This is a genomic window from Streptomyces sp. NPDC018263 (genome assembly GCF_055562575.1).
Map to the genome: position 1 here is coordinate 238,426 of NZ_JBVHFA010000009.1, position 15,002 is coordinate 253,427.

The 15,002-nt window shown below is 73.4% G+C and carries 14 protein-coding genes; 6 read left to right on the forward strand and 8 right to left on the reverse strand.

Going from position 1 to position 15,002, the window contains the following annotated elements; all coding sequences use genetic code 11:
- Positions 1-12: 12 nt before the first annotated feature.
- The gene (locus ACZ3HQ_RS26110) at positions 13-1,371 is read right to left on the reverse strand and encodes a glutamine synthetase family protein (RefSeq protein ID WP_467514502.1); all 1,359 of its coding nucleotides are present in this window, start codon (positions 1,369-1,371) and stop codon (positions 13-15) included.
- Positions 1,372-1,462: 91 nt separating this feature from the next.
- On the opposite strand from ACZ3HQ_RS26110, the gene ACZ3HQ_RS26115 reads away from it, so the two are divergent.
- Positions 1,463-2,209: a FadR/GntR family transcriptional regulator gene (locus tag ACZ3HQ_RS26115; RefSeq protein ID WP_467514504.1), complete on the forward strand. Its 747-nt coding sequence runs from the start codon at positions 1,463-1,465 to the stop codon at positions 2,207-2,209.
- Between the two features lie 43 nt (positions 2,210-2,252).
- Positions 2,253-2,939 (forward strand): gamma-glutamyl-gamma-aminobutyrate hydrolase family protein, encoded by a 687-nt coding sequence (locus tag ACZ3HQ_RS26120; protein WP_467514506.1) that lies wholly within the window; start codon positions 2,253-2,255, stop codon positions 2,937-2,939.
- A gap of 218 nt (positions 2,940-3,157) precedes the next feature.
- Here ACZ3HQ_RS26120 and ACZ3HQ_RS26125 read toward each other — a convergent pair whose 3' ends face one another.
- Positions 3,158-4,072 (reverse strand): LysR family transcriptional regulator, encoded by a 915-nt coding sequence (locus ACZ3HQ_RS26125; RefSeq protein ID WP_467514508.1) that lies wholly within the window; start codon positions 4,070-4,072, stop codon positions 3,158-3,160.
- A gap of 70 nt (positions 4,073-4,142) precedes the next feature.
- Between ACZ3HQ_RS26125 and ACZ3HQ_RS26130 the strand changes: the two genes are divergently transcribed.
- Entirely contained in the window at positions 4,143-5,264 is a 1,122-nt protein-coding gene (locus ACZ3HQ_RS26130; RefSeq protein ID WP_467514510.1) for an SLAC1 family transporter, read from the forward strand.
- On the opposite strand, the gene ACZ3HQ_RS26135 is transcribed toward ACZ3HQ_RS26130, so the two are convergent.
- From ACZ3HQ_RS26135 to ACZ3HQ_RS26150, 4 genes are all read right to left on the reverse strand, one after another.
- Positions 5,176-5,895, reverse strand: coding sequence for a helical backbone metal receptor (locus ACZ3HQ_RS26135; protein ID WP_467514512.1), 720 nt, complete (start codon positions 5,893-5,895; stop codon positions 5,176-5,178). The two genes, ACZ3HQ_RS26130 and ACZ3HQ_RS26135, sit on opposite strands and share 89 nt — an antisense overlap.
- Positions 5,895-6,467: a helix-turn-helix domain-containing protein gene (locus ACZ3HQ_RS26140; protein WP_467514514.1), complete on the reverse strand. Its 573-nt coding sequence runs from the start codon at positions 6,465-6,467 to the stop codon at positions 5,895-5,897. The genes ACZ3HQ_RS26135 and ACZ3HQ_RS26140 overlap by 1 nt, the downstream gene beginning before the upstream one ends.
- Before the next feature lie 369 nt (positions 6,468-6,836).
- Positions 6,837-8,633 (reverse strand): ABC transporter permease/substrate binding protein, encoded by a 1,797-nt coding sequence (locus ACZ3HQ_RS26145; protein ID WP_467514516.1) that lies wholly within the window; start codon positions 8,631-8,633, stop codon positions 6,837-6,839.
- Complete coding sequence (locus ACZ3HQ_RS26150; RefSeq protein ID WP_467514518.1) at positions 8,626-9,708, reverse strand: quaternary amine ABC transporter ATP-binding protein; 1,083 nt, start codon at positions 9,706-9,708, stop codon at positions 8,626-8,628. Before ACZ3HQ_RS26150 ends, ACZ3HQ_RS26145 begins: the two co-directional genes overlap by 8 nt.
- 187 nt (positions 9,709-9,895) lie before the next feature.
- Between ACZ3HQ_RS26150 and ACZ3HQ_RS26155 the strand changes: the two genes are divergently transcribed.
- Positions 9,896-10,816, forward strand: coding sequence for a 5'-3' exonuclease (locus ACZ3HQ_RS26155; RefSeq protein WP_467514520.1), 921 nt, complete (start codon positions 9,896-9,898; stop codon positions 10,814-10,816).
- Between the two features lie 113 nt (positions 10,817-10,929).
- The gene (locus ACZ3HQ_RS26160) at positions 10,930-11,772 is read left to right on the forward strand and encodes a siderophore-interacting protein (RefSeq protein WP_467514522.1); all 843 of its coding nucleotides are present in this window, start codon (positions 10,930-10,932) and stop codon (positions 11,770-11,772) included.
- Positions 11,773-11,808: 36 nt separating this feature from the next.
- On the opposite strand, the gene ACZ3HQ_RS26165 is transcribed toward ACZ3HQ_RS26160, so the two are convergent.
- Entirely contained in the window at positions 11,809-12,390 is a 582-nt protein-coding gene (locus tag ACZ3HQ_RS26165; protein WP_467514523.1) for a GNAT family N-acetyltransferase, read from the reverse strand.
- Positions 12,391-12,461: 71 nt separating this feature from the next.
- On the opposite strand from ACZ3HQ_RS26165, the gene ACZ3HQ_RS26170 reads away from it, so the two are divergent.
- Positions 12,462-13,415, forward strand: coding sequence for a pseudouridine synthase (locus tag ACZ3HQ_RS26170; protein WP_467514525.1), 954 nt, complete (start codon positions 12,462-12,464; stop codon positions 13,413-13,415).
- A gap of 12 nt (positions 13,416-13,427) precedes the next feature.
- Here ACZ3HQ_RS26170 and ACZ3HQ_RS26175 read toward each other — a convergent pair whose 3' ends face one another.
- Positions 13,428-14,972, reverse strand: a complete 1,545-nt coding sequence (locus ACZ3HQ_RS26175) for a cytochrome P450 (protein ID WP_467514527.1) — start codon at positions 14,970-14,972, stop codon at positions 13,428-13,430.
- Between the last annotated feature and the right edge of the window lie 30 nt (positions 14,973-15,002).

A 15,002-nucleotide genomic window follows, 5' to 3' on the forward strand; every position in this document is an offset into this window, starting at 1 on the left:
CCGACGGCCTGTTCACAGGCGTTCGAAGGAGCGGCGCAGTTCCCAGTCGGTGACGGCGGCGTCGAAGGCGGCCAGCTCGACACGGGCCATGTTGGCGTAGTGGGCGACCACCTCCTCGCCGAAGGCGGCCTTGGCGATGGGGCTGGTCTCCCAGAGCTGGGCAGCCTCCCGCAGTGTGGTGGGCACGTGCTCGTACTCGGCGATGTAGGCGTTGCCCGCGCAGGGCTCGGGCAGTTCGAGCCGCTGCTCCACCCCGTACAGCCCGGCGGCGACGAGTCCGGCGACCGCGAGGTAGGGGTTGACGTCACCGCCGGGCAGCCGGTTCTCGAAGCGCAGCGAGGGGCCGTGGCCGACGACGCGCAGGGCGCAGGTGCGGTTGTCGTGGCCCCAGGCGACGGCGGTCGGGGCGAAGGAGCCCGGCTGGAACCGCTTGTAGGAGTTGATGTTCGGCGCGTACAGCAGCGAGAAGTCGCGCAGCGCGGCGAGCTGTCCGGCCAGGAAGTACCGCATCACCTCGGACATGCCGTCGCCCTCGGCCATCGCGCTGCGGCCGTCCTCGTCGGCGAGCGAGAGGTGGATGTGGCAGGAGTTGCCCTCCTTCTCGTTGAACTTCGCCATGAAGGTGAGCGCCATCCCCTCCTGGCCGGCGATCTCCTTGGCCCCCGTCTTGTACACCGCGTGCTGGTCGCAGGTGCGCAGGGCCTCGGTGTAGCGGAAGGCGATCTCGTGCTGGCCGGGGTTGCACTCCCCCTTGGCGGACTCGACGGTGAGGCCCGCGCCCGCCATCTCGTTGCGCAGCCGGCGCAGCAGGGGCTCGACGCGGCCGGTGCCGAGGATGGAGTAGTCGATGTTGTACTGGTTGGCCGGGGTCAGCCCCCGGTACCCGGTGTCCCAGGCGTGCTCGTAGCTGTCCCTGAAGAGGATGAACTCCAGCTCGGTACCGGCCTGGGCGGTGTATCCCAGCCCGGCCAGCCGTTCAAGTTGGCGGCGCAGGATCTGGCGCGGGGCGGCGACGACCGGGGTGCCGTCCTCCCAGGCGAGGTCGGCCATGAGCAGCGCGCTGCCCGGGTGCCAGGGCAGGCGGCGCAGCGTGGCCGGGTCGGGGCGCATCGCGAAGTCGCCGTAGCCCCGGTCCCAGGAGGACATCTCGTAGCCGTCGACGGTGTTCATCTCGGTGTCGACCGCGAGGAGGTAGTTGCAGCCCTCGGTGCCGTGGTCGAGTACCTCGTCGAGGAAGAAGCGGGCGGCGAACCGCTTGCCCTGGAGCCGCCCCTGCATGTCGGGGAAGGCCAGGACGACGGTGTCGATCTCCCCGCCGGCGACCAGCGCCCGCAGTTCCTCGATGCTCAGCGGGGGTGTGCGGTCTGCCACGGGAGAGCCTCCTGGGACGTGCTGCGCGCGGTCCGGCAAGGAGCCATAAGGTATGGCGGGGAACCATTGCTTGGGAAGGGGGCGCGACCGGATGGCCGGGAATGCGGGGGCGCGGGAGCCCGGAGCGGGGACCGACCGGCTGGGCGCGGTGCTGCGGCCGGTGCGGGCGGGCAACGGCTTCGAGGAGGCGCTGGAGCAGATCCTCCAGGTGGTCCGGCTCGGCCTCGTCCCGGACGGTGAACGGCTGCCCTCCGAGCGGGAGTTGGCGGAGCGGCTCGGCATCAGCCGGGTGACGCTGCGCGAGGTGCTGCGGGTGCTGCACGACCAGGGGCTCGTGGAGTCGCGGCGCGGGCGGTACGGCGGCACGTTCGTGCTGCGCCGCCCGGACGGGGTCGGCGAGGACGAGCTGCGGCGCCGCACGGCCGAGGTCGACATCGAGGACGTGCTGCGCTTCCGCGAGGTGCTGGAGGTGGGCGCGGCCGGTCTGTGTGCGGCGCACGGGCTGACCGGGGAGGGTGTCGTACGGCTGCGGCGGGCGCTGGACCACACCCGTGACGCGCCGCTCGCGGACTACCGGCGCCGGGACACCCTGCTGCATCTGACGCTGGCCGGGCTGTGCGGCTCGCCGTCCCTGGCGGCGCAGTACGCGGCGGTCCGGGCGGGCGTCAACGACCTGCTGGACTGCATCCCGCTGCTGGTACGGAACCTGGAGCACTCCCAGCGGCAGCACACCGCGCTGGTGGAGGCGGTGCTGGAGCGGGACGCGGACGCGGCGCGGGAGATCGCGCGGGAGCACTGCGCGGGCACGGCGGCCCTCCTGCGGGGCTTCCTCGCCTGACCCCCGCTCTGCAAAGGTATGCCTGAGCACCTTTGGAGGGCACATGGGCGGACGGCCGCTGATCGGCGTGAGTACGTATCTGGAGGCGGGCGCCCGCTGGGGCGTCTGGGAACTGGAGGCGGCCCTCCTCCCGGCCGCCTACCCCCGCCTGGTGAGCCGTGCGGGCGGCCTCCCCGCCCTGCTGCCCCCGGACGACCCGGCGCTGGCACCGGAGGTGGTGGCCCGCCTGGACGGCGTGGTGATCGCCGGCGGCCCCGATGTCGACCCCGCCCGCTACGGCGCCGAACGCTCCCCCCGCTGCGGCCCGCCCGCCCCGGAACGTGACGCCTGGGAACTCGCCCTGATCGAGGCCGCGTTGGCCGCCCACGTCCCCCTCCTCGGCATCTGCCGGGGCATGCAGCTCCTCAACGTCGCCCTGGGCGGCACCCTCGTCCAGCACCTCGACGGCCACACGGAGGCGGTCGGCGTCTTCGGCGCCCACCCCGTCCACCCGGTACCGGGCACCCTCTACGCGGCCATCCAGCCGGACGGCACCAGCGTCCCCACCTACCACCACCAGGCGATCGCCCGCCTCGCCCCCGCCCTCACCCCCTCCGCCCATGCCTCCGACGGCACGATCGAAGCCGTCGAACTCCCCTCCGCCGAGGGCTGGGTGCTCGGCGTCCAGTGGCACCCGGAGATGGGCACGGACGACCGGGTGATGAGAGCGCTGGTCGCTGCCGCGAGCTGAGCGGCATGAAGCGGTGCGACACGGAGACGCGGCCGACTGCCCGCCGGGCGCCCACGGGGCCAACGGCCGGGCTGAGCGCGGTCGCCCGGCAGGCACGGGGCGACCGAGCCCCACGCCACGCCGGGTACGGCAGGCCGATCACGGCACACCCACTCCGGGCCCGCCGGCCCGGATCACGGCCGGCACGCCCACAGCCCGCCCCCGAAGCAGCCCCCGCCTCATCCCCGCGTCAGTGACAGCAGCTCCCTCGCCGGTCCCGTAGGCCGGTGTCCCGTGGGCCACACCGCCCGCAGGTCCCGGCGCAGGGCGGCCCCCTCCACCGGGATGCCGATCAGGCGGCGGGTGGTGAGTTCCTCGCCGACGGCGAGTTCGCTGAGGACGGCCGGGCCCGCGCCGCTGATCACGGCTGCCTTCACGGCGGTGGTGGAGGAGAGTTCGATCAGGGGGCGGGCGGGGGCGCCGAGGGCGGCGTCGAGGACCTGGCGGGTGCCGGAGCCGCGTTCGCGGAGGATCAGGGGGGTGGCGGCGAGTTCCGCCGTCGTCAGGGGGCGGGGGCGGCGGGCCCAGGGGTGGGCGGGGGCGGTGACGACGGTGAGGCGGTCGTGCGCGATGACGGCCGAGTCCAGGCCGGTGGGGACACTCAGCCCCTCCACGAAACCGAGGTCGGCCTCGCCCGCGAGCAGGAGTTCGGCGACCTTGGCCGAGTTGCCCGCGAGCAGGGACACCGCCGTGTCCGGGCGTCCGGCGCGCAGTGCGAGCAGCCAGCCGGGCAGCAGGTACTCGGCGATGGTCATGCTGGCCGCGACCCGCAACCGGGAGTCCCGCGTCGCACGGAGCGCCTGCGCGCCCGCGTCGAACACCTCGGCCGCCGCCACGACCTGCCGGGCCCAGTCGGTGACCAGCGCGCCCGCGTCGGTGAGCCGGGAGCCGCGCGGGGAGCGGTCGACCAGGGCGACACCGAGCTGCCGTTCCATGGAGCGCAGCCGGCTGCTGGCGGCGGGCTGGGTGATGCCCAGCTCGCGCGCGGCCGAACCGAGGCTGCCCAGCCGGGCCACCGCCAGCAGCAGCTCGAGGCCGCCCAGATCGGGCACCCGGTGCGCCAGCGAACCGCTCCTCGCCTGCTCTTCGCTCATAAGACCATCTTATGCCCCCATAGACACACCATCCCTGGTCAGCGACGATCCGCGCCAGGAAGCTGGTCCCATGGTCACCGCAGCCCGCCTCCGCCACCTCGGCCCGAACTGGTACGCCGCCGTCATGGGCACGGCGATCGTCGGCTCGGCGGGTGCCGCCCTCCCCTCCCACGTCCGCTGGCTCTGCGCCGCCCTGTGGACCCTCTCCCTGCTCCTGCTGCTCGCCCTCCTCGCGGCCCGCGCCCTGCACTGGACCCACCACCGCGACCAGGCCCGCGCGCACCTCCTCGACCCGGCGACCGCCCCCTTCCACGGCTGCGCCGCCATGGCCCTCCTCGCGGTCGGCGGGGGCGCCCTCTCCGCGGGCCGGTACTGGATCGGCACACAGGCGGCCGTGGCCCTGGACGCCGTGCTGTTCACGGCCGGTACGGCACTGGGCCTGGCGGCGGCCGTGGCGGTGCCGTACCTGATGGTGACCCGGCACCGGCCCGCTCTCGCCGACGCCACCCCCGTGTGGCTGCTGCCGCTGGTCGCGCCGATGGTGTCGGCCGCGCTCGGTCCCGCGCTGGTGCCGTATCTGCCGCCGGGCCAGCCTCGTGCGACCCTGCTGCTGGGCTGCCTGGCGCTGTTCGGGCTGAGCCTGCTGGCCACGCTGCTGATGCTGCCGCTGCTCCTCGCCCGTCTGCTGCTCCACGGCCCGCTGCCGCTCGCGCTCACCCCGGCCCTGTTCCTGGTCCTCGGCCCGCTGGGCCAGTCCACCACTGCGGCCGGCGCGATCGCGGATCTGGCGCCGGGGGTGGTCCCGGCGCCGTACGACCGGGGGCTCGCGGTGTTCGCGGTGCTGTACGGGGTGCCGGTGATGGGCTTCGCGCTGCTGTGGCTGGCGTTCGCCGCCGCGCAGGTGGGGCGGGCGCGGCGCCGGGGCATGCGGTTCGCGCTGAGCTGGTGGGGACTCACCTTCCCGGTCGGCACCTGTGTCACCGGCGCCGCCTCCCTGGCCCGGCACACCGGCCTGACGGTGTACGCGGGGCTCGCGGTCGCCCTGTACACCCTGCTGCTCATCGCCTGGGCCGCCGCGGCCGCCGGTACCGTGCGCGGCCTGCTCAGCGGCGCGCTGCTGCCAGCGCCTCCCCCAGCACGCGGGGCGCTTCGAGCAGCGAGGGTCCGTACCAGGTCAGGTGCCGTCCGCTGACCAGGGCGCAGGGCAGGCCGGGGAACGCCTCGGGGCCGTCGTCGGCGGTGAAGCGGTACGGCTCGTCGGGCAGGACGACCAGGTCGGGGTCCGCCGCGTTCAGCTCGTCCAGCGGGACGCGGGGGTAGCGCTCGGTGTGGCCGTCGTACAGGTGCCGTACGCCGAGGCGGGCCAGTACGTCGCCCGCGAAGGTGTCCCGGCCGAGCACCATCCAGGGGCGGCGCCAGACCGGCACCACGGCACTCAGCGGCCGGTGCGACTCCGGCGGCGCGGCCCAGGCCGCCTCGGCGCCGTCCAGCCAGCCGGGCCGGCTCGTGGCGCCGCACGCCGACAGCACCCGCTCCAGCTCGGTGAATGCCTGCGGCACGGTGCGCACCTCGGTGACCAGCACCGGGACGCCCGCCGCGCGCAGGGCGTCGAGGTCGGGGGCGCGGTTCTCCTCCTCGTTGGCGATCACGAGGTCGGGTTCGAGGGCGGCGATCCGCGCGGTGTCGGGGTTCTTGGTGCCGCCGACGCGCTCGACGTCGAGGTCCGCCGGGCGTTCGCACCAGTCGGTGGCTCCGACGAGGACACCGGGCAGCGTCACGGCGACCGCCTCGGTCAGAGACGGCACCAGGGAGACGACCCGCACTACCGCGCCCGGTCCTGGACCGCCTCGATGTGCTCGGCGACGGCCACCACGATCACCCGGGTGTCCGGCACGGTGGCCCGCCAGCGGTGGCGGACACCGCCGGTCAGGTACAGGGTGTCGCCCCGGCCGAGCCGGTAGGCGCGGCCCTCGGCCTCGATCTCGACCGCGCCGTCGGCCACGTACATCAGCTCGTCGTTGCGGTGCTGGAACTCGCGGCCGGCGTCGTGGTCGCCGGTGAACTCGGAGGCGTGGAGCTGGTGGTGGCCGCGCACCAGGGCGCGGGTCCGGGCGGTGAAGTCGCCGTCCGCGACCGGCTCGCCGCGTACGACGTCCACGCTGCACGCGGGGTCGGCGGCAGCGAGGAGTTCCACCGCCGTGGTGCGCAGCGCGTCGGCCAGCTTCTCCAGGGAGGTGCGGCTCGGGCGGGCCCGGTCGTTCTCCACCTGGCTGAGGAAGGGCACCGAGAGGCCGCTGCGCTCGGCCACGACCGCGAGGGTGAGTTCGAGCGTCCGGCGGCGCCGCCGGACGGCCGCGCCGACCCGCACGGGCTGTCGCTCCTTGTGGTCGCCCATCGCTGCGGCTCCCTCCTTCACGCGTGGCGCGGCTGCCCGGACGCCGTGTGCCGGGCGCCCCTGTCCCTAAGCTGTCTGCACCCTACGCACGTTCGGCAAACCGTTTCACGCGCCTCTCACATCCCGCGCCGCCGCCGGGCCGGTACCCCACGGTTCGCGCCAGTGCCGCGGTCCGCCGGACGCCTGGTCCTGCCCCGGTGTTCCGCGGCGTTCACCTGCTTAAAGGCTCGGGCGCCCCCAGGTGTTCCCGTGAGGCGGGGCCCATGGCGCTCCGTGGTTGGCCGGAACCCTACGGTGGTGAAATCGGCCGCGGGGGCGGACGCGGGTGCCGCGTCCGCCCCCTCCCCTCGTCTCACCTCGTGGGGCCGCCTACTTCTCGGCGTTGCCGGCCGGTGCCCAGGTGTCGGCCAGCTTCGGGTTCTCCTTGAGCCAGGTGCGCACGGCGTCCTGCTCCTTGCCCTTGCCGGCCTTCTGGATACGGGCTTCCAGGCCGGTGAGCTGCTTCTCGGTCATCGAGAAGTCCTTCAGCCACTTGGCGACCTCGGGGTTGTCCTCGCTGAACCCCTTGCGGGCGAGGGTGTGCACCTTGTCGCCCTTGCCCCAGGCGCCCGCCGGGTCCTTGAGCTTCTTCAGCTTGTAGTCGCTGTACGCCCAGTGCGGGGACCACAGGGTGACGACCACGGGCTGCTTCTTGGCGTAGGCCCGCTTCAGCTCGGTCAGCATGGCCGGGGTGGAGCCGTCGACGACCTCGTACTTGCCCTTGAGGCCGTACTGGTCGAGCACCTTGTCCTTGAGCAGGCCCATCATGCCCGCGCTGGGCTCGATGCCGATGATCCGGCCGTCGAACTCGGCGGCGTGGTCCTTCAGGTCGGCCAGGGAGTTCACGTCCTTCACATAGGACGGGACGGTCAGCTCCAGGGAGGTGGAGCCGTACCAGTTGCCCAGGTCCTCCATCCGGTCGCCGTACTTCTTCCAGTACTCGGCGTGCGTGGTGGGCAGCCAGGAGTCGGTCTCGAAGTCCAGGTTGCCGGTGGCGAGGCCGGTGTAGAGGGGGCCGGCCGCGTACTGGGTGACGCTGACCTTGAAGCCGCGCCGCTCCAGCAGCTCCTTCCAGAGGAAGGTGGAGGCGATGCCCTCGTCCCACGGGATGTACCCGAGCTTGATCTCCTTGCCCTTGCCGATGTCCGTACCGGAGGCGGTGGACTTGGTGGCGCCGGGCCCGAAGACCCCGAGGCCGCCCGCGACCAGCGCGAGCACGACCACCGCGACGACGGCGACGGCCGGGCGCGGCCGGTACGACCAGGCGGTGGGCCGGGCCTTGGCGGCGGCGCGGCGGCCCAGCGGGGAGAGGTGGGTGCCGAGCGCGCCGGTCACCCGGTCGAGGTAGATGGCGAGGACGACGATGCCGACGCCCGCCTCGAAGCCGTAGCCGATGTCGAGCTGGCCGATGGCCTCGTTGACCGCGCCGCCCAAGCCGCCGGTGCCGACCATGCCCGCGATGACGACCATGGACAGGCCGAGCATGATGACCTGGTTGACGCCCGCCATGATGGTGGGCAGCGCGAGCGGGAGCTGAACCCGCCACAGGGTGTCGCGGGGTGTGGTGCCGAACGCCTCGGCGGCTTCGACCAGTTCGGCGTCGACCTGGCGGATGCCCAGCTCGGTCATGCGGACGCCGGGGGCGAGCGCGAAGATCAGGGTGGCGACGACACCGGCGGCGGTGCCGAGGCCGAAGAAGAGCATGGCCGGGATCAGCAGCACCATCGACGGCATGGTCTGGAGCAGGTCCAGCGCGGGGCGCAGGGTGGCGCTCACCGCGCGGGAGCGGGCGGCCCAGATGCCGAGCGGGATCGAGATGACCAGCGCGATGATGGTGGCGACCAACACCAGCGAGAGCGTGGACATGGCCCGTTCCCACAGGTCGAGGGAGTCCACGAGGGCGAATCCGGCGAAGGCGAGGACACCGGCGAGCAGTCCGCGCAGCCACCAGGCGAGGACGGCGAGGATGCCGGCGAGCAGCAGGGGCTGGGGGGCGGTGAGGACGGCGTCGATGCCGTCGTACATGCCCTCCAGGACGGCGCGGACGGCGTCGAAGAGCCAGGAGAGGTGGCCGACCAGCCAGTCGACCCCGGAGTCGACCCAGTCACCGAGCGGAAGCCTAGGCACGGGCGGTCACCTTCCTCCCGTCGCCGCCGTGGTCGCAGACGATCGGGTCCTTCCGGTCGTCGCCGAGGAAGCCGACCAGGCGGCTCTCGGGGACGACGCCGACCACGGTGCGGTCGGCGTCGAGGACGGCGACCGGGTGGCTGAGGCGGGCGCTGAGCGCGCACAGTTCGGTGAACGGCGTGCCGGGCGCGGCGGTCTCGCAGGCGCAGTCGGCCTCGTCGCCCGTCACGTCGGTGTCCATGACGGCGGACGCGGTGAGCACGCGGGAGCGGTCGACGTCCTGGATGAAGGAGGCGACGTAGTCGTCCGCGGGGCGCAGCAGGATGTCCTCGGCGGTGCCGGTCTGCACGATGCGGCCGTCACGCATGACGGCGATGCGGTCGCCCAGGCGCATGGCCTCGTTGAGGTCGTGGGTGATGAAGACGATCGTCTTGTGCAGCGTCTTCTGCAGTTCGAGGAGCTGGTCCTGCATGTCGCGGCGGATCAGCGGGTCCAGTGCGCTGAAGGACTCGTCCATCAGCAGCAGGTCGGCGTCGGTGGCGAGCGCGCGGGCGAGGCCGACGCGCTGCTGCATGCCGCCGGAGAGTTCGTCGGGCCAGGAGTCCTCCCAGCCGGCCAGCCCGCACAGGGCGAGCGCCTCGTCGGCGCGGCGTTCGCGCTCGGCGCGGGGCACGCCCTGCACGGCCAGGCCGTACGCGGCGTTGTCACGGACGCTGCGGTGCGGGAAGAGCGCGAAGTGCTGGAACACCATGCTGATCTTGTTGGCCCGGACCTCGCGCAGCTCGCGGTCACCGAGCGCGGTGAGGTCCTGTCCGTCGAAGCGGACCCGGCCCGCGGTGGGCGCGAGCAGGCCGTTGAGCGTGCGCAGCAGGGTGGACTTGCCCGAGCCGGACAGGCCCATGACAACGAAGATCTCACCCGGCGCGACGGCGAAGGAGGCGTCGATGACGGCGGCGGTGCTGCCCTCCGCGCGCAGATCGTCGCGGTCGGCGCCCTGTTCGAGCCGTGCCACGGCCTGGTCCGGTCGTCTGCCGAACACCTTGTAGAGATGTTCCGCTTCGATTCTCGCTGTCATGCATGTCCCTCGGCTAGGCGGCAAGAAGCAGGAGACGAGGGATAGTTGTCACTTGATAAGCAATTGCCTCGTTCCGGCGCGCGGCGCCTGCCCGGTCGTATTTGAGCCAAACACGGAAGTGGTCCAGGTCACATGCGTGGGCCCGGTGCGCGGGCCCGCTGTCGGTGCGGTGCGGCATGATGCGAGCGTGACCGGACGACTGATGCTTCTCGACACCGCCTCCCTGTACTTCCGCGCCTACTTCGGCGTGCCGGACTCGGTGCGGGCGCCGGACGGCACCCCGGTGAACGCGGTGCGCGGACTGCTGGACTTCATCGACCGCCTGGTCAAGGACCACCGCCCGGACAAGCTGGTGGCCTGCATGGACGCCGACTGGCGCCCCCAGTGGCGGGTCGACCTGATCCCCTCCTACAAGGCGCACCGGGTGGCCGAGGAGCACGAGGGCGCGCCGGACGCGGAGGAGGTCCCGGACACCCTATCCCCGCAGGTCCCGGTGATCGAGGAGGTGCTGGACGCGCTCGGCATCGCCCGCGTGGGCGTGGCCGGATACGAGGCGGACGACGTGATCGGCACGTTCACCGCCCGCGCGGACGGCCCCGTCGACATCGTCACCGGCGACCGCGACCTGTACCAACTGGTCGACGACGCCCGTGACATCCGCGTCCTGTATCCGCTCAAGGGCGTCGGCACCCTCCAGCTCACCGACGAGGCGTGGCTGCGCGAGAAGTACGGCGTGGACGGCCGGGGTTACGCCGATCTGGCGCTGCTGCGCGGCGACCCGAGTGACGGCCTGCCGGGCGTGCCCGGTGTCGGGGAGAAGACGGCGGCCAAGCTGCTGGCCGAGTTCGGGGACCTGGCCGGGATCGTCGCGGCCGTGGACGACCCGAAGGCGAAGCTGACCCCGGCCCAGCGCAAGCGGCTGACCGAGGCGGCCCCCTATCTCGCGGTCGCCCCGAAGGTCGTCCGGGTCGCCGACGACGTCCCGCTGCCCGAGGTGGACACCGACTTGCCGCACACTCCGCGCGACGCCGCCGCCCTGGACGCGCTCGCGGCCCGCTGGGGCCTGGGCGGCTCGCTCCAGCGGCTGTTGACCACGCTGGAGGCGTGAGTACGACCCCCTGTGCGAGGGAAATCTCCGGACGAAGGGACCCCCGACACCAAAGCGACCCCGGCGCGAGGTGCTAGCTTAGGTATACCTAACCAAGGCAGCAGGAGGCCGTCATGGCAGAGCGTCCGGGGCGAAAGCCGCGCAAGCTCCATTCCGCCCAGGTGGTACGCACCGAGCGGCTGACCCCGCACGTCCAGCGGATCGTGCTCGGCGGCGCCGGACTGGCCGACTTCTCGGCCGACACCTGGACCGACCACTATGTGAAGCTGCTCTTCGCCCCGGTGGACGGGATGACCTACCCGGAGCCGTTCGACCTGGAGCGCGTCCAGGCCGAACTCCCCCGTGAGCAGTGGCCGGTGACCCGTACGTACACCGTGCGCGCCTGGGACGCCGAGCACCGGGAGATGACCCTCGACTTCGTCATCCACGGCGACCAGGGCCTCGCCGGGCCCTGGGCCACCCGGGTCCGCCCCGGCGAGACCCTGCGCTTCTTCGGCCCCGGCGGCGCCTACACCCCCGATGTGACGGCCGACTGGCATCTGCTCGTCGGGGACGAGAGCGCGCTGCCCGCCATCGCCCGCGCCCTGGAGACCCTGCCGTCGGGCACGCCCGCGCACGCCTTCGTGGAGGTGGCCGGTCCCGAGGAGGAGCAGAAGATCGACTCCGAGGTGGAGGTCGTCTGGCTGCACCGCGGGGACCGCCCGGTGGGCGAGGCCCTGCTGGAGGCCGTGCGGGCGCTGGAGTTCCCCGAGGGCCGGCCGCACGCCTTCGTGCACGGCGAGGCGTCCTTCGTGAAGGAACTGCGCCGGATGCTGCGGGTGGACGCGCGGATTCCCCGCGAGGACCTCTCCATCTCCGGCTACTGGCGCCTGGGCCACAACGAGGACGGCTGGCAGGCCAGCAAGCCGGAGTGGAACGCGCGCATCGAGGCCGAGCAGGAGAACGCGGCCGCGTGACGGGACGGGAGCGGCGGGGGCGGCGGGGGCGGCGCCTCAGTCGCCCCTGAGCCGGGCGTGCAGATGCATGTCGTGCCAGCCGTCCGGGTGCAGCAGCGCCCGGCGCCGGGTGCCCTCCACGGCGAACCCCGCCTTGGTGGCGACCCGGCAGGACGCCTCGTTGGCGGTGGCGTGCATCAGCTCCAGCCGGTTGAAGCCGATCTCGTGGAACGACCAGCGCACCAGCGCGTCCGTGGCATGCCGGGCCACACCCCGCCCGCGCGCCCGCGCCACCGTCCAGTACGCCACCTCGGCCACACCGTCCCGCAGCCGGATCTCCCGCAGCGCGGCCCGGCCGAGCAGCTCACCGGTGTCCGCGCGCACCACGGCCCACTGGGCGCCATGCTCCCGCGTCCACTCCGCGTGCCAGTCCTCGATCCAGCCGGCGGCCTCCTCCGGGGCGTCACAGGACCGCCCGTGCCACTGATTGAGGGTCGGGTCCTGGAAGGCGGCATGGACGGCGGGCGCGTCCTCGGCCCGCCAGGGGCGCAGGCGCATCCCGGCCGCGGCCGGGATGTCGGGCTGCGGCTGACGGGCGAGGGTTCCTGCGGGCAGCACCGGGCTGGTGAGAAACGGCATGCCCGGCATCCTGCCAAGCGCCCGGCGGCGGGCCAACCGGATTGGGCGGCCCCCGTAACCTGGGGAACCTGATGAGACGCCGTACGCAGCCCCCGCCCGCCCCGCTCCCCCAGCGCCGGGGTGTCGACCCCGTACGGGTGCGGCTGCCCCTGGAGGGGACATGGGCCACGGTGCGCGAGCACCTGGTGGCGCGGCTGACGGGGGCCGGTCCGGGCCAAGTGGAGGCGATGTTCCACGCCGGGGCGGTGGTGGGTGCCGACGGGCTGCCGGTGGCGCCGGACGCGCCGTACCGGCCGGGGATGTTCGTGTGGTTCCACCGCGAGCTGCCCCCGGAGGTGCCGGTGCCCTTCCCGGTCGAGGTGGTGTACCGGGACGAGCACATCGTCGTCGCCGACAAACCGCACTTCCTGGCCACCACCCCGCGCGGCTCCCACGTCTCCGAGACCCTCCTCGCCCGCCTCCGCCACGACCTCGGCCTGCCCGGACTGGGCGCCGCGCACCGGCTGGACCGGCTGACCGCCGGACTGGTGCTGTTCACCGTGCGCCCGGAGGAACGCGGCGCCTACCAGGGCCTGTTCCGCGACCGCCGGGTGCACAAGGAGTACGAGGCCGTCGCCCCGCACGCCCCGGAGCTGACGCTGCCCAGGACCGTGCGCAGCCGGATTCTGAAAGAGCGCGGGGTGCTGGCCGCGCGGGAGGTGGCGGGCGAGCCCAACGCGGTGACACGGGTGGAGATCACCGGGCACCGCGAGCGGGACGGCCTGGCCCGTTATCGTCTGCTGCCGACCACCGGCCAGACCCACCAGCTCCGGGTGCACCTGAACACGCTCGGCGTCCCCATCCTCGGCGACCCCCTCTACCCGGAGGTGGCCCCTGAGACGGCGCCCGGCGACTTCCGGCGCCCCCTCCAACTCCTGGCCCGCAGGCTGGAGTTCACCGACCCGCTGACCGGCGCCCGGCACAGCTTCGTCAGCGGGCGCACGCTCCAGGCGTGGACCTCCCCGAAGGAGTGGGCCGACGCCTGACCCCGGCCCGGCTCACTCCCCCAGCAGCCACCGCCACATCCGCTGCCAGCGGCTCGGCGGCGCGCTCCCCGACGGCGCGGCCCAGGACCCGGCCGGCTCGGCGGGCGGCACCGGCACCACCCGCTCCTCCGCCTTCTCCGGCTTCCCCGCCTTCTCAGCCTTGTCCGCCTTGTCTGCCTTGTCTGCCTTATTCTCGGCCCACCCGCGCGGCTGCGGCACCGGTTGCTCCACCCGGTGCGGGTGGAGGGGGGACATGCTGGGCGCCCGGTTGACGTCCTGCTTGGGCTTGGGCTCGAACAGCACCGGCAGCGAGACCAGATGCCGGGACGCGATGGAGGACCGCCAGCGCAGATCCTCCTCGGCACACTCCAGCCGGATGTCCGGCAGCCGGGTCAGCAGGGCGTCCACCCCGATGTCGGCGATGGCCCGCCCGATGTCCTGGCCGGGGCATTCGTGCGGGCCGCCGCCGAAGGCGAGATGGGACCGGTTGCCCTTCATGTGCGCGGTCGGGTCGGGCCGTACGCGCGGGTCGAGGTTGCCCGGCGCGGGCGCGAACAGCAGCCCGTCGCCGCGCCGGATGCGCTGGCCGCCCAGTTCGGTGTCCTGCTTGGCGTAGTAGCCGAGGACGGTGCTGAACGGCGGCTCGTCCCACAGCGACTGCTCGATCGCCTCCGGCACCGTCATCTGGCCGCCGTTGAGCCGGGCGCGGAACCCCGGCTCAGTCAGCACCATGCGCAGCGCGTTGGCCAGCAGGTTGGCGGTGGTCTCGTACGCGGCGAACAGCAGCAGCCGCAGATGCTCGCGGACCTCGTCGTCGCTGAGCCCCGCCGAGTGCGTGATGAGGTGGCTGGTGACGTCGTCCTCGGGGCGGGCCCGGCGCCGGGTGGTGAGCCCGCTGAGCGCGTTCATCACGTAGGTGTGGCTCTGGATGGCGGTGTCGGTGCCCTTGAGCGCGTCCCGGGCGGCCTGCACCATCCGGTCGTCGTACTCCTCGGGCATGCCGAGGATCTCGCACATCACGGCCATCGGCAGGTGCTCGGCGAACTGGGAGACCAGGTCGGCGCGGCCGCGCCCGCAGAAGCGGTTGACGAGTTCCTGGGTGGAGCCGTTGATGGAGCGGCGCAGCCCGCGGTGGTCGATGGTGCCCATGGCGGCGGTGACGGCCGCGCGCAGCCGCTGGTGCTCGTCGCCCTCGGCGTGCGCGCAGATCGGCTGCCGGGCGATGTGCGGCATCAGCGGATGGTCGGGCTTGACCATGCCCTCCAGCAGCGGGGTCCAGCCCCGGCTGTCACGGGTGTACTGCGAGGGACTGCGCACCATGTGCAGGTTCTCGGCGTGCCCGAGCACCACCCACATGGGCACGTCGTCGTGGAGGAGTACGGGGGCGACCGGGCCGTACTGCTCGCGCAGCCGCTCGTAGAGGTCGTCCAGGTCGAGCGCGTCCGGGCCGTACAGCCGGTGCAGGCCGCCGGGGCCGGTGCCGTGCGCGGGGCAGCCAGGCGGTGGGCCGGGGACGGTGCCGGGGGTGCCTGTCGGGGTCTGGGGTTCAGGCGTCACAGTGATCGCTTTCGGGGAGACGGCCGATGG